Origin of the sequence: Streptomyces sp. 15-116A, from assembly GCF_025290915.1 — a bacterium.
In the GTDB taxonomy this organism is placed as follows: Bacteria; Actinomycetota; Actinomycetes; order Streptomycetales; family Streptomycetaceae; genus Streptomyces.
The window spans coordinates 1-14,026 of sequence record NZ_JAOCQE010000168.1; the positions used below are offsets into that span (position 1 = coordinate 1).

The 14,026-nt window shown below is 71.2% G+C and carries 11 protein-coding genes, 1 pseudogene and 1 riboswitch; of the genes and pseudogenes, 7 read left to right on the forward strand and 5 right to left on the reverse strand.

Features of this window, described 5'->3' with window-relative positions:
* On the forward strand, positions 1 to 1,117 hold a 1,117-nt coding region (locus N4P33_RS23455), incomplete at its 5' end, for a DUF5691 domain-containing protein (RefSeq protein ID WP_260828661.1).
* A 194-nt stretch (positions 1,118 to 1,311) separates the two neighbouring features.
* Here N4P33_RS23455 and N4P33_RS23460 read toward each other — a convergent pair.
* Entirely contained in the window at positions 1,312 to 1,728 is a 417-nt protein-coding gene (locus N4P33_RS23460) for a cobalamin B12-binding domain-containing protein (RefSeq protein ID WP_260828662.1), read from the reverse strand.
* Positions 1,729 to 2,162: 434 nt separating this feature from the next.
* Between N4P33_RS23460 and N4P33_RS23465 the strand changes: the two genes are divergently transcribed.
* Positions 2,163 to 3,029 (forward strand): triacylglycerol lipase, encoded by an 867-nt coding sequence (locus tag N4P33_RS23465; protein WP_260828663.1) that lies wholly within the window; start codon positions 2,163 to 2,165, stop codon positions 3,027 to 3,029.
* A gap of 449 nt (positions 3,030 to 3,478) precedes the next feature.
* Positions 3,479 to 4,978: a M23 family metallopeptidase gene (locus tag N4P33_RS23470; RefSeq protein ID WP_260828664.1), complete on the forward strand. Its 1,500-nt coding sequence runs from the start codon at positions 3,479 to 3,481 to the stop codon at positions 4,976 to 4,978.
* A 95-nt stretch (positions 4,979 to 5,073) separates the two neighbouring features.
* Here N4P33_RS23470 and pcrA read toward each other — a convergent pair whose 3' ends face one another.
* Positions 5,074 to 7,557: a DNA helicase PcrA gene (gene pcrA, locus N4P33_RS23475; protein ID WP_260828665.1), complete on the reverse strand. Its 2,484-nt coding sequence runs from the start codon at positions 7,555 to 7,557 to the stop codon at positions 5,074 to 5,076.
* 252 nt (positions 7,558 to 7,809) lie between these two features.
* Positions 7,810 to 7,982, forward strand: a riboswitch (cyclic di-AMP (ydaO/yuaA leader).
* An 8-nt stretch (positions 7,983 to 7,990) separates the two neighbouring features.
* On the opposite strand from pcrA, the gene N4P33_RS23480 reads away from it, so the two are divergent.
* The 3 genes and pseudogenes from N4P33_RS23480 to N4P33_RS23490 all read left to right on the forward strand — a co-directional run bounded on the left by N4P33_RS23480 (position 7,991) and on the right by N4P33_RS23490 (position 9,852).
* On the forward strand, positions 7,991 to 9,160 hold the full coding sequence (locus tag N4P33_RS23480) for a C40 family peptidase (protein ID WP_260828666.1): 1,170 nt from the start codon (positions 7,991 to 7,993) through the stop codon (positions 9,158 to 9,160).
* A gap of 123 nt (positions 9,161 to 9,283) precedes the next feature.
* Positions 9,284 to 9,517: pseudogene (locus tag N4P33_RS23485) on the forward strand (ATP-binding cassette domain-containing protein); the annotation flags it as partial.
* Between the two features lie 110 nt (positions 9,518 to 9,627).
* Positions 9,628 to 9,852: a hypothetical protein gene (locus N4P33_RS23490; protein ID WP_260828667.1), complete on the forward strand. Its 225-nt coding sequence runs from the start codon at positions 9,628 to 9,630 to the stop codon at positions 9,850 to 9,852.
* A gap of 9 nt (positions 9,853 to 9,861) precedes the next feature.
* On the opposite strand, the gene N4P33_RS23495 is transcribed toward N4P33_RS23490, so the two are convergent.
* A complete protein-coding gene (locus N4P33_RS23495) occupies positions 9,862 to 10,215 on the reverse strand; it encodes a hypothetical protein (protein ID WP_260828668.1) in 354 nt (117 codons plus the stop codon).
* 453 nt (positions 10,216 to 10,668) lie between these two features.
* On the opposite strand from N4P33_RS23495, the gene N4P33_RS23500 reads away from it, so the two are divergent.
* Positions 10,669 to 11,730, forward strand: a complete 1,062-nt coding sequence (locus N4P33_RS23500) for a C40 family peptidase (RefSeq protein WP_260828671.1) — start codon at positions 10,669 to 10,671, stop codon at positions 11,728 to 11,730.
* Between the two features lie 27 nt (positions 11,731 to 11,757).
* On the opposite strand, the gene N4P33_RS23505 is transcribed toward N4P33_RS23500, so the two are convergent.
* Together N4P33_RS23505 and N4P33_RS23510 are read right to left on the reverse strand one after the other, a co-directional pair.
* Complete coding sequence (locus N4P33_RS23505) at positions 11,758 to 12,498, reverse strand: response regulator transcription factor (protein ID WP_260828669.1); 741 nt, start codon at positions 12,496 to 12,498, stop codon at positions 11,758 to 11,760.
* Positions 12,495 to 13,787 carry an ATP-binding protein gene (locus N4P33_RS23510; RefSeq protein ID WP_260828670.1) on the reverse strand — a complete coding sequence of 431 codons (1,293 nt, stop codon included), beginning with the start codon at positions 13,785 to 13,787 and terminating at the stop codon, positions 12,495 to 12,497. Before N4P33_RS23510 ends, N4P33_RS23505 begins: the two co-directional genes overlap by 4 nt.
* Positions 13,788 to 14,026: the final 239 nt, after the last annotated feature.

Below are 14,026 nucleotides of genomic sequence, written 5' to 3' on the forward strand. Positions count from 1 at the left end.
CCTGCGCGCGACCCCGGGCGGCGCCTCGTCCCTGCCCGGGCCCGCCGACACGGAGCGGGTGCGGCAGCTGTGGCAGGAGGGCCTGTTCGCCGAACGCGTCGCTCTCCTGACCGCCCTGCGCTCCCGCGCACCGGCCGCCGCCCGCGAACTCCTCGCGACGACCTGGGCGACCGAGCGGGCCGAGGACCGGCTGATGTTCCTGGACTCGCTGCGCAGCGGCCTCGGACCGGACGACGAGCCGTTCCTGGAGCAGGCCCTGGCCGACCGCAGCCGCAATGTCCGGGCCACGGCCGCCGAGTTGCTGTCGGCGCTGCCCGGTTCGGCGCTCGCGCAGCGGATGGCGGTCCGGGCCGGTGCGTGCGTGGCCGTGGACCGCACGCGGCAGACGCCGACGATCGTCGTCGAGGCGCCGCACGAGTGCGATGCGGGCATGGAGCGCGACGGCGTGGTGGCCAAGGCCCCGGCCGGGCGGGGCGAACGGTCCTGGTGGCTGGGTCAGTTGGTGGAGGCGGCGCCGCTCGCCACCTGGTCACGGCGGCTCGGCGGGCGGACGCCGCGGGAGATCGCGGCCCTGCCGGTGACGGACGACTGGCAGGGCGAGTTGCACGCGGCCTGGTGCCGGGCTGCGGTGCGTCAGCGGGACGCCGAGTGGTCCCGGGCGCTGCTCGGGGAGCCGTCCGCGCCGGAGGCCGGCGGCCCCGGAGCGGTGTCCCTGGCCGAACGCGCCAAGCTGCTCGGCACGCTGGACGCCGGGGAACGGGCCGCGTGGGTGGCCGGCTTCATCGAGAAGCACGGCCTGTCAGAGGCCTTCCAGCTGCTCGGGGTGTGCGCGGTGCCGTGGGCGGCACCGCTGGGACGCGCGGTCGTGGACGCGCTCAACATCGCGCGGGACGCGGGGAGTTATCCATGGAGTTTCAGCGGAGTCATGGGCCTGGCCGAACGCTGCCTCGACCCTTCCGAGGCACGCCGTCTCGACGCGCTCCTGGCGATACCGGACGAACCGGAGGACGCCTCGCCGGGGGCCGGAGGCTACTGGTCGGAGGCCTTCCAACGCCTGGTCACCACCCTGCGCCTGCGCGCGGCGATGCTGGAGGAACTGACCCCGGCCGAGGGGTGAGCGCTCCCGTGCGCGGAGAACGAGTTGCGCGCGGAGAGGGGGACGTGCGAGAGCAACGAAACGTTCGCGAGGGACGCGGCGTCTTCGGAGAACAAGACGTCCGTGACGGCTGCGGCAGGCACGGGAAGCCGCCGGCGCCCCGCGGGCCCCGCGATGCGACCCGCCGGCGCCGGCTCGGCCGGCCCCTCCGCGCCCTACGCTCCAGCCGGCTGGCGGACGTTCGTGCGGACCCACTCCACGATCGACGCCGTGGTCGCGCCCGGGGTGAAGATCTCCGCGACGCCCTTCTCCTTCAGCGGAGGGATGTCCGCCTCGGGGATGATGCCGCCGCCGAAGACGAGGATGTCCGCCGCGTCCCGCTCCTTCAGCAGGTCGATCACCGCCGTGAAGAGCGTGTTGTGCGCGCCGGACAGGATGGACAGCCCGATCGCGTCGGCGTCCTCCTGGATCGCGGTGTCGACGATCTGCTCGGGAGTCTGGTGGAGACCGGTGTAGATGACCTCCATACCGGCGTCGCGCAGGGCCCGCGCGATCACCTTGGCCCCGCGATCGTGGCCGTCGAGCCCCGGCTTGGCCACCACCACGCGGATCGGACCGGCTGCCACACCCATCACTGCCTCCATCAAGCGACTACATCCATCCGTACCGACAAGTACCGCACACATCGGTCAAGCCGTACACATCGCGCACGTCCGGAGACCCCGGTCCGAGCCGGCCGGGGAAGTGAACGAACGTTATCTCCAGCATCGCGCAACCGGCAGTTTCGCGGTGCGGACCGAGGGGGAAATCACACGGTGGGACACGTTCGCCGCGCAGCGTTCCCCTTGGAGCCGCCCGAGGATCGCCCGGTCCTCACCCCTCGTGCTCATGCGGCACAGGGGCATCAGTGGGAACATGCGCATAAGGGATCCGTGACGAGGTCGCCGTACCGCCGCGCTCGGTCCGCGCGTCGTACGCGAGCGCCGTCGACCGCTTTCGCCGCGATTTCCCATGAGGGCACACGGGGGACAGGGCTGTCCTTCCGCGTGCCGACAGGAGGTCGGCCATGAAGGTCACCGAGGCAGCTCTTCCCTTCCTCCCGCTCTGCCGGCGTCTGCTGCCGAGCCGCCTGGCCGGGCTCTCCCTGGCCCTGCTGAAGGCCACCGCCCTGGAGCTGGCGATCCTCGCGGGTCACCTTCTGCTCTATCCCGCCGGAATCGTCCAGGAGCGGCGGGGCCCGGCGTCCGCGCTCCCCGGGCCGGGCGGCGCCGCCCAACTGCCGACGGAGGCCAAGCCGCCGGTCGTGCTGCTGCACGGCTTCATCGACAACCGTTCGGTGTTCGTGCTGCTGCGCCGCAGCCTCGCCCAGAACGGCAGGCAGCAGATCGAGTCGCTCAACTACTCACCGCTCACCTGCGACATCCGCATCGCCGCGGAGCTGCTCGGCCGGCACATAGAGGAGGTCTGCGAGCGGACGGGCAGCCGGCAGGTCGACGTGGTGGGGCACAGCCTCGGCGGGCTGATAGCCCGGTACTACGTGCAGCGTCTCGGCGGTGACACCCGCGTGCGGACGCTGGTCACGCTCGGCACACCGCACTCCGGCACACGCGTGGCGCCCCTGGCCAACGCGCACCCCATAGTGCGCCAGATGCGCCCCGGCTCACCGGTGCTCGAGGAGCTCGACCTGCCCGCCCCCGGCTGCCGGACGCACTTCTACGCCTTCTGGAGCGACCTCGACCACATCATGGATCCGCTGGAGGCGGCCTGCATCGACCACCCGGACCTGACCGCGGAGAACGTCCGGGTGAGCGGCGTCGGCCACCTCGCCCTCCCGGTGCACCCGGCAGTGGCGACCGGCATACGGCAGGCCCTGGACACGGCACACCCCGGAGAACCGACCACGGACCACGCGGGCGGCCTGACAGTGGCCTGACGACGGGCCTGACGCCGGCCCGCCGACAGGCCTGGCGTCCGACCTGACGGTGGCCTGACCAACGGCTGACGCCGGCCTTCGCGACGACCCGGCGATCGCCCGGCCACGCGGCCCCTCTCCGCTCAAACGCGCGATCGCGGCGACACGCCCGGCCCTGCATCCACTTGCGAAGCGCGGCCACACCGGCCGTTCACCCGAACAACATCCGTCCGACACAGCCGACTTACAGCCCCGAACCAGCACTCGCCTCGAACAAACTTCGAACATAGAGCCAAGACAGCGCCCGCAGTCCGCCAAAAGCGAACTGAATGCCCGTTTCCTGCGCGCGCGAAACCTGCCGAAGATTGTCGTGCCCGCGTACCGCCGGGTACAGTCGCCGCACTGCTCTGGCAGCCCCTGTTGTCGAGGCGAAAGAGAAGTTGGTGAACGACCGTCACCCATCGGGGACCATGGCCCCCGATCCGGCTTCCGACGCCGCCTCGGCGCATTACGCGTCGTACGGCACCCAGGAAGCCCAGTACGGCGACTTCACCACGTACGGCGGCTACGACGCGAGCGGTTTTGCCGCCACCGGTTTCAGCACCGGCGCCCACGCCACCACGAGCTTCGCCACCGACCCCCTCTTCGGCGACTTCCCCGCCGACGGCCACGACACGGGCTCCTACGACACCGGGCACTGGGCCGCGGGCGGCCATAGCGCCGGCCACTACGACGCGTACGCGGCCCAGCACTACGCCGCCTACGACACCGGCGGCTACGACACCACCCAGTGGACCGGCGGAGAACAGCAGCTCCCGGTGATCCCCGCCCAGGGCACCTCGCCCGAGACCAGCGGCCAGTGGGACGCGGGAGCCTGGCTCCAGCCCGACAGTTCCGGCGACGGCGGCCCCGCCGAGCACACCCAGCACTGGGAATGGGGCACCCAGACCTTCGACAGCGGCACCTACGACGCCACGCAGTGGAACGGCGACCATGCCACCGCCCCCTCGGCGCCGGAGACGTACGAGCACCAGCCCGAGCCCGCCGACCAGCAGGCCACCGCCGCGTTCGATCACCCCGGCCACTCCGAGGAAGCCCGCGTCCGCACCGACGAGACGCAGACGTCCGCCCAGCCGGGCGACACCGGCGAACTGCCCCCCGTGGTCCTGCTCGACGGGCAGGAGGAGATCGTCACCGTCCCCGCGCCCCGCGCGGCCACCCGCTCCGGGTCCCGTTCCCGCCGCCGTACCCCCGCCAAGCGCTCAGCGCTGCTGACGGTGGCCGTGCCGTCGGCGTGTGTGATGGGTGTCGCCGGGATCGCCGCGGCCTCGGTGGGCGGTCTGACCGAGGACGGCGGCCAGGAGACCAAGACCACCGCGGCCGACGCACAGCCGGTGAAACCGTCCGCCGCCAACGTCAAGCTCGACACCCAGCTCGAGAGCCTCGCCGCCGGCGCCGACGACTTCGCCGACCGGGCCAGCCGCACCCAGGAACGCATCGACCTCAAGGCCCAGCAGGAAGCGGAGCGCAAGCGGGCGGCCGAGGAGGCGGCCCGCAAGGAGCGGCTCCGCCCCAAGTTCGCCCTCCCGGTGGCCCAGCACGGACTGAGCGCGTACTACGGCCAGTCCGGCATCAACTGGATGTCCGTGCACACCGGCATCGACTTCCCCGTCACCTACGGCACGACGGTGATGGCCGCGACCGACGGCACGGTCCGCACGCAGTACAACAGCGCCTACGGCAACATGATGATCGTGACCGCGAAGGACGGCACGGAGACGTGGTACTGCCACCTCTCGACGTACCGGGTGCCCTCCGGCACGACCGTCAAAGCCGGCGATCCGATCGCGTATTCCGGCAACTCGGGCAACTCCACCGGCCCGCACCTGCACTTCGAGGTCCGGCCGGGCGGCGGCTCGGCCATCGACCCGCTGGCGTGGTTGCGCAGCCACGGCCTCGAGCCGTCGTAACTCTGCAGGCACGTCGTAGTAGCTCTGCAGGCACCGTCGTAGTCCTGAGGAGAAGCCCCCGCGGCGAGGCGGGAGCCCCTCCTCCTACGAAGCTCCTACAGCTTCTCCACCGGCGCGTACCGCAGCAGCAGCCGCTTCGGCTTGGTGTCGCCGAAGTCGATCGTCGCCTCGGCGTTGGCGCCCGTGCCCTTCACCGCGACGACGGTGCCGAGCCCGAACTGGTCGTGCGTCACCCGGTCCCCGACCGCCAGTGACACCACCGGCTTCTCCGCGGTGCGGCGGGTGGCGAAGCCCGACGCGCCCGAGGCCGACGAACGGGAGCGGGACGACGACAGGGAGGCCGCCACCCCCGAGACCGGCCCGGAGGGCTTCGGCGCGCTCGACCCCGTCCGCTTCCACTCGACGTGCGTGGCCGGGATCTCCTCCAGGAACCGCGAGGGCGGGTTGTAGGAGGGCTGTCCCCAGGCGCTGCGCAGGGTCGACCGGGTGAGGTAGAGCCGCTCGCGCGCTCGGGTGATGCCGACGTAGGCCAGGCGCCGCTCCTCCTCCAGCTCCTTGGTCTCGCCGAGGGCGCGCATGTGCGGGAAGACGCCGTCCTCCATGCCGGTGAGGAAGACGACCGGGAACTCCAGGCCCTTGGCGGTGTGCAGGGTCATCAGGGTGATGACGCCTGAGCCCTCCTCGTCCTCCTCGGGGATCTGGTCGGAGTCGGCGACCAGCGCGACCTGCTCCAGGAAGTCGGCCAGTGTCCCGGCCTCGCCCTCCGCGCGCTCCTGCTCGAACTCCAGGGCGACGGCGGCGAGTTCCTGGAGGTTCTCGATGCGGGTCTCGTCCTGCGGGTCGGTGGAGGCCTGCAACTCGGCCAGATAGCCCGTGCGTTCGAGCACCGCTTCCAGCACGGTCGCCGGGCCCGCGCCGGACTCGACGATCGTACGGAGGTCCTCCATCAGCGTGTTGAAGCGCTTGACGGCGTTGGCGGAGCGCGCGGCCATGCCGTACGCCTCGTCGACGCGCTTGAGCGCCTGCGGGAAGCTGATCCTCTCGCGCTGGGCGAGGGCGTCGATCATCGCCTCGGCACGGTCCCCGATGCCCCGCTTGGGGACGTTGAGGATGCGGCGCAGCGGCACCGAGTCCTCGGGGTTGGCGAGGACGCGCAGGTAGGCGAGGACGTCGCGGACCTCCTTGCGCTCGTAGAAGCGGACGCCGCCGACGACCTTGTAGGGCAGGCCGACGCGGATGAAGACCTCTTCGAAGACACGGGACTGGGCGTTGGTGCGGTAGAAGACGGCGACGTCGCCCGCCTTGGCCTCGCCCGCGTCGACCAGGCGGTCTATCTCGTCGGCGACGAACTGCGCCTCGTCGTGCTCGGTGTCCGCGACGTATCCGGTGATCAGGGAGCCCGCGCCCGCGTTGGTCCACAAATTCTTGGGGCGGCGGGACTCGTTGCGCTCGATGACCGCGTTGGCGGCGCTCAGGATGGTCTGCGTGGAGCGGTAGTTCTGCTCCAGCAGGATCGTCGTCGCGTCCGGGTAGTCCTCCTCGAACTGGAGGATGTTGCGGATCGTGGCGCCTCGGAAGGCGTAGATCGACTGGTCGGCGTCACCTACCACGCACAGCTCGGCGGGCGGGGTCTCGGCCTCGGGCGGCACGTCGACGGGGTGCTCCGAGGCCCCGCCGACCAGCTCGCGCACCAGGGCGTACTGGGCGTGGTTGGTGTCCTGGTACTCGTCGACCAGGACGTGACGGAAGCGGCGGCGGTAGTGCTCGGCGACGTCCGGGAAGGCGCGGAGCAGGTTGACCGTCGTCATGATCAGGTCGTCGAAGTCGAGGGCGTTGGCCTCGCGCAGCCGCGACTGGTAGAGGGCGTAGGCCTGGGCGAGGGTCTTCTCGAAGCCGTCGGAGGCCTGGGCGGCGAAGTCCTCCTCGTCGATCAGCTCGTTCTTCAGGTTGCTGATCTTGGCGCTGAAGGACTTCGGCGGAAACCGCTTGGGGTCCAGGTCGAGATCGCGGCAGACCAGGGCCATCAGGCGCTTGGAGTCGGCGGCGTCGTAGATCGAGAACGACGACGTGAAGCCGAGCTTCTTCGACTCCCGGCGCAGGATGCGCACGCACGCGCTGTGGAAGGTCATCACCCACATCGCGCCCGCGCGCGGGCCGACGAGCTGCTCGACGCGCTCCTTCATCTCGCCGGCGGCCTTGTTGGTGAAGGTGATCGCGAGGATCTGCCCGGGGTGGACGTCGCGTTCGGCGAGCAGGTAGGCGATGCGGTGGGTGAGCACCCGGGTCTTGCCGGAGCCGGCGCCGGCCACGATGAGCAGCGGGGAGCCGGAGTGCACGACGGCGGCGCGCTGGTTGTCGTTGAGCCCTTCCAGGAGTGCGGCGGAGTCCGTCACGGGGCGCGGGGCGCCGTCGCGGTAGTAGGCCTCCCTGTCCGGCGGCAGGTCGAACTTCCCGCCGAACAGATCGTCCGGGATCGGCTCCGGTACGTGATCGTCCTCGGGTGGGGGCGGCGGCTCGTCCGCGGGGCCCCGCTGGGCCTGGAGGTTCGCCAGGAAGCTGTCGTCAAAGAGGCTGCTCATCGCTCTCCGAGTCTAGGGCGCACCACCGACAGCCCGGGGCCGCCCCGAGAACATCCACGGATCCCGGCGGGCGGATCCCGGTCGCCACGCGCGCGTACACCGTCGAGCACCGGTCACGCACCCTGTGTGACCAGCGGCGTTAGGTCACGAAAATGTATCGGGCATATCACCCACCAACCTTCACAGGGGCCACACCAGTTGGCTACGGTGCGGGCGGGCCGTACGACCCCCACCGGCGAACCTCGCCGGGCCGCACGGCCTCCGCCGAGTCCGTCACTGCCGCCCGCGGCAGCCGGAGCCGGGGACCCGACCGAGACCTGGGGTGAATCGGCTCACTCCCGCGCGGAGCGCCGTAGGGCAACCCTTCCGAAGCACCACCCGCCCGAACCCGACAGCTAACCCGGTAGGCGGAACACGGAAGGAGTCGCCTCCCTTGGCGTCGCACCGCAAGTCGCGCACCCCCGGCACGCGCGTGGCAGGCATACGCACCCCCGCCCTCGCCACGGCGGCCCTCACCTCCGTGGCCCTGCTGTCCCAGACGGCGGACGCCGCCCCCTCGGACGACAAACCGAGCCTCGAAGAGGTCGAGAAGAAGGTCGACGACCTGTACCGGCAGGCGGAGTCGGCGACCGAGAAGTACAACGCGGCCAAGGAGAAGACCGCCAAGCAGCGCAAGCGCGTCGACACCCTCCTCGACGACGTCGCGCAGCGCACCCAGAAGCTGAACGAGGCGCGGGAGCAACTCGGTTCCTACGCCGCGGCCCAGTACCGCACCGGCGCCGGCGTCTCGAACACCGCGACCTTCCTGCTCGCGGACTCGCCGCAGGACGTCTTCGACCAGAACCATCTGATGAGCCGGATGACCGGCCGCCAGAAGGAAGCGGTCGACGACTACGTCACGCAGCAGTCCGAGACGATGAAGAAGCGCAAGGAGGCCACCGAGAGCCTCGAGACGCTCACCGAGTCGCAGAGCGATCTGAAGACCGCCAAGGCCACGGTCCAGAAGAAGCTCGCCGACGCGCGCGAGCTGATGTCGAAGCTGACCGCCGAGGAGAAGGCGCGGCTCGCGGCGATCGAGAAGAAGAAGCAGGAGGAGGCCGCCCGCAAGGCCGCGGAGCTCGCCCGGCAGCAGGAGGAGCAGCGCAAGGCCCAGGAGGAGGCGGCCCAGCAGGAGAGCGGCGGCTCGTCCGGCTCCTCGGGCTCCTCGGGCAGCACCACCCCGCCCGCGGCGGACTCCTCGTACGCCACCAAGGCCGAGAAGGCCCTCGCCTTCGCCCGCGCGCAGATCGGCAAGCCGTACGTCTGGGGCGCCACCGGCCCCGGCTCCTACGACTGCTCCGGGCTGACCCAGGCCGCGTGGAAGGCCGCCGGGGTGACCATCCCGCGCACCACCTACGACCAGGTCGACGCCGGCACCACGGTCCCCGTGGCCCAGGCGCAGCCCGGTGACCTCGTGTTCTTCTACGACGACATCACCCACGTGGGCATCTACATCGGCAACGGCATGATGATCCACGCTCCGAAGCCGGGCACTTACGTCCGCGAGGAGTCGATCTACTACGACGGCGAGTCCTCGATCCACAGCGTGGTCCGCCCGGCCTGACGCGCAGCTCCGCTCGTCGCGGCCTGCGCCGCTCCTTGACCTTGACGCCGGGTCAACCCTCCATGCTCCCTCTAGGAGCTTCCGCACAAGCGACCGGAAGCGCCGCGGAGGAGGCAGACGACCATGGTGACCCAGTCGATCGCCGATCCGGCGATCCGCGTGCGGGGCCTGGAGAGGTCGTACGGGAAGCTCGACGTGCTGCGCGGCGTGGACTTCGACGTGGCGCGGGGCGGCAACCTCGCCCTGCTCGGCTCCAACGGAGCGGGCAAGCCCACGACCGTACGGATCCTGGCCACGCTTCTGAAGGCCGACGCGGGGACGGCCGAGGTCCATGGCGTCGACGTCTTCACGCAACCGGGCCGAGGTTATCCCGACATGGTCAGGCTCTACGGCTTTTCACCGGGGAGCCCGACTGGCCGGCCGGCGATCCACGGATCGTCGAGGTCGCCGACATCCTGGAGCGCCTGATGATCCGCGCCGTGGAGGCCGGCGAGGTGGGCGCCGACGGCTTCGACGATCAGTTCGTCGCCCTGATGGACTCGGCCATGCTCGAGTCCGCACCGGGCGCCGAGCAGGTGCTGGCGATTCTGAAGGAGCGCGGCTGGAGCGGCTGGACCCGCATCGAGCGGGTGCCGGCCGACAGGCTCGACATGGTGCGGTCCGCTTGGGACGGTTCGCGATCAGGTCCGTAACCGTGCCGGTCAGGTCCACAGCACGGCGATGAAAACGTTCGCCGTGGTCAGCAGGCCGACCAGGCCGAACAGCCCCTTGTCCACCTTCTCCTCGTCCCGCTTCACATAGACGAGACCCAGGATCACGATCAGCAGGGCCAGCTTCACGCCGATCTTGATGTTGTTGACGGACTGGTCGTCGGCCTGGTTGAGGCCGACCAGGATCACGCCGGTGACCAGCATCGTCAGCGCACCGTGCAGCATGGCCGGGCCGAAGCGGGCGGTGCCCTCGCCCATCGCCTTCATCTGGGTGAGGAAGCCGCCGAGCAGCGAGGCGATGCCGATGATGTGCAGGCCGACGAAGAGGTGGATGAGTACGTCCATGAGGCCGGAGCCTAGCCAGCCGCCACCTCCCGGCCGACACCGGCCCGTGCGGGCAACAAGCGCCCCGCTTCGGCGTGGAGCGGCGTTTGAGCAGCTGCATATATGCGCCCCATAGCACCATGGTGGTTGCGGTCCCGTCTCCTTCCGTACATCGGTCAGCACGCTCGGTGAAGGCGTCCGCCCCACGCGGGGATCACGGTCACATACGGTCACCCGCCGGTCCTCTCGCGCCACTTCCGAGCAAGCCCTCACCACGCCCCTGCGGCCGGGTCTAGCGTCCTGCACCAGGTGACCGGCTCCCCACCGCCGCCCGGACCAGGGGCGGCACCCGGGCACCACCGCCGAGAAGGTCCGGCGGCGGACCGCTCCCCCTGTGCGCACCGCCGCCGGACCACCGCTCAGACGGCCCTCTTCAGCGGGTCGGGCGGTCGTCGAAAGGACGTGACAGTCCAGGTGGCAGCGCACCGCAGGTCCAGACAGCCCTCGACAGGCGGCACCACAGCGCGTACGGCCGCCACCCTCGCCCTCGCCGGCGCGGCCGCAGCGACCGGCCTCGACGGCACGGGGCACGCCGACCCTCAGCTGACGCCCGCTCAGGCCAAGGCCCGAGTGGACGAGCTGTACCGGGAGGCGGAGGTCGCCACCGAGAAGTACAACGGCGCCAAGGAGAAAGCGGATGCGGCCCGGCAGCGGCTGAACGACCTCCAGGACGAGGCCGCCCGCAAACAGGACCGGCTCAACTCGGCGCGGACCGCGCTGGGTTCGGTCGCGACAGCCCAGTACCGCAGCGGCGGCCTCGACCCGGCCCTGCAACTCGTCCTCTCCGACGACCCCGACCGCTACCTGGACGGCGCCGCGTTCGCCGAACGCGCCGGAAGCCGCCAGAACGCCGCCGTGGGCCGCGTACGCGCACAGCTCCGGGAGATCGAGCAACTGCGCGGCGCCGCCCGCGTCGAGCTGAAGTCCCTCACTTCCCGCCAGACCGAACTGCAGCGGCACAAGAAGACGATCACCGGCAAGCTCGACGCCGCCCGCCGCCTGCTGTCCCGGCTGACGCCCGAACAGCGCGCGGGGCTCACCGACGGAACGGACCGCGCCTCACGCTCCTCGACGGCCGGCCGGGGCGGTCTCACCGCCCCCGGTTCCGCCACCTACCAGGCGCCCAGTTCCCGCGCCGCCCAGGCCGTCTCCTACGCCTACCGGAAGCTCGGCAGCCCCTATGTGTGGGGCGCCACCGGCCCGGACGCCTTCGACTGCTCGGGGCTGATCCAGGCCGCGTACCGCTCCGCGGGCGTCTCCCTGCCCCGCACGACCTACGCCCAGATCAACGCGGGCCGCCGCGTCGCCCGCTCCGAACTCCTCCCCGGCGACCTGGTCTTCTTCTACTCCGGCATCAGTCACGTCGGCATCTACGTGGGCAACGGCCGGATGATTCACGCCCCGAACCCGTCGGCCCCGGTCCGTCTCGCCCCCGTCGACCAGATGCCGTTCGCGGGCGCGACCCGGGTGAGCTGAACCGGCTGGTCTCCCGCGAACCGTGTCTCAGACCAGCCGCCGCGCCGTCGCCCACCGCGTCAGCTCGTGCCGGTTGGACAGCTGCAGCTTCCGCAGCACCGCCGAGACGTGCGACTCCACCGTCTTCACCGAGATGAACAGCTGCTTGGCGATCTCCTTGTAGGCGTACCCTCTCGCGATCAGCCGCAGCACCTCCCGCTCACGCTGGGTGAGCCGGTCGAGGTCCTCGTCGACCGGAGGCGCGTCGGTGGAGGCGAAGGCGTCCAGCACGAACCCGGCCAGCCGCGGCGAGAACACGGCATCGCCTTCCTGGACCCGGAAGATCGAGTCGACCAGGTCGGTCCCGGTGATCGTCTTGGTCACGTATCCACGCGCGCCGCCGCGGATCACCCCGATCACGTCCTCCGCCGCGTCCGACACGGACAGCGCCAGGAAACGCACCGGCTGATCGGTGTCGCCCATCAACGCGGCGCACCGGCGCAGCACTTCGACGCCGCCGCCACCGGGCAGGTGCACATCGAGCAGGACCACCTCGGGCCGGGTCGCGGTGATGACCGTGACCGCCTGGTCGACGTCCGCGGCCTCGCCGACCACCTCCACCCCGGTCTGCTCGGTCCGGCCGATCTCGGCCTGGACGCCGGTGCGGAACATGCGGTGGTCGTCGACGAGGACGACCCGCACATGACGCCGTCCGGCGCCGGCCGGCTCCGCGGCCTCGGCCGCCTCTGCCGGTCCTGCCGTTCCGTTCGCCTCGGTCGGCTCGCTCATGACGTGTTCTCCGCCCTCTCCATCTCCAGCTCGACCTCCGTGCCGCCGTCCGGCACCGCGCGCAGCCGCGCCGTGCCGCCGTTGCGCTCCATGCGGCCGATGATCGATTCTCTGACGCCCATGCGGTCGGCGGGTATCGAGTCGAGGTCGAAGCCGGGTCCGCGGTCGCGGACGGACACGAACACCGTTCTCCCCTCCACCTCGGCGTAGACCTGAACCGCACCGCCCTCGCCACCGTACTTGGCGGCGTTCACCATTGCCTCGCGCGCGGCCTGCATCTGCGCGCCCACCTTCTCGTCGAGCGGGCAGTCGCCGACCACGACGACCTCGATGGGGACGCCGTGCTTGTCCTCCACCTCGGCGGCGTTGCGCCGCACGGCGTCGGCCAGGGTGGTGGGCTCGTCTGCCTCGTCCTTGCCGGTGCCCTCGGGTTTGTAGAGCCAGGTGCGCAGATCGCGCTCCTGGGCGCGGGCCAGGCGGCGCACCTCGCCGGGGTTCTCCGCGTTCCGCTGGATCAGGGTGAGGGTGTGCAGCACCGAGTCGTGGACGTGGGCGGCGACCTCGGCCCGCTCCTGCGCGCGGATACGCATCAGGCGCTCCTGGGAGAGATCCTGCGTCATCCGCACGAGATAGGGACCGGCGAGCAGCGTTATGCCCACGAGAACGGCGAGGGCGGCCTGGAGCACCGAGCCCAGATGAGCCCCGGAGCCCCGCAGGACGAATATCCCGGAGACCCCCGCGGTCACCAGCAGCACTCCGGCGCCGGCCCGCAGCAGCGTGACCGTGCGCCGCCGGCGGCCGACCTCGACCCAGCGGGCCCGGCGGGCGTTGTCCGCCTGCCGCCACACCAGCGCGACACCCGCGCCGACCAGGACGGTCGGCCACAGGTAGGCCCGGGCGCCGTTGCCGAGGTTCACATTGCCCACGAACACCATGGCCACGACGACCATGAGGAGCAGGGCGACGATCTGGCCCTTGTCCGGTCTGCGGGTGACGAGCCGGCGGCGGCCGTCCGGCGATATCTCCGTCGTGACCAGCGCGGGCGGTTTCTGCGCGTCCACGCCGCCGACGCCCAGCGGCACGAAGAACCAGAACGCGGCGTACAGCAGCGCGCCGAGGCCGTCGGCCATGAACAGACCGACGAACACGAGCCGTACCCAGATCACGGGCAGCCCGAGGTGTCCGGCGAGCCCCCGCGCCACACCACCGAGCCAGCGTCCGTCACTGCTGCGGTAGAGCTTGCGCGGCGGCCGCGGCTCTGCGACGGGCGCTGCTGCGGCTTCCGACATGCCATTGATGGTCACACGCCCGCGATGCCGGAGCATCAGGGTCTGCCCCGGAGACTCCCCTGATCTCCGCGGGCCGTGTCCGTCGAACACTCCCCCGGCCTCCGCTCAGGGCCGATATCAGGGTCGGTCCAGGGTTGTTCCGACTGCCGCCCGGCCGTCTCGCCCGTCACCATGGACGCATGACAGATCACCAGCACGCCGCGACGGGTCCGGGACCCGGCTCCGGCCCGCGCCCCGCC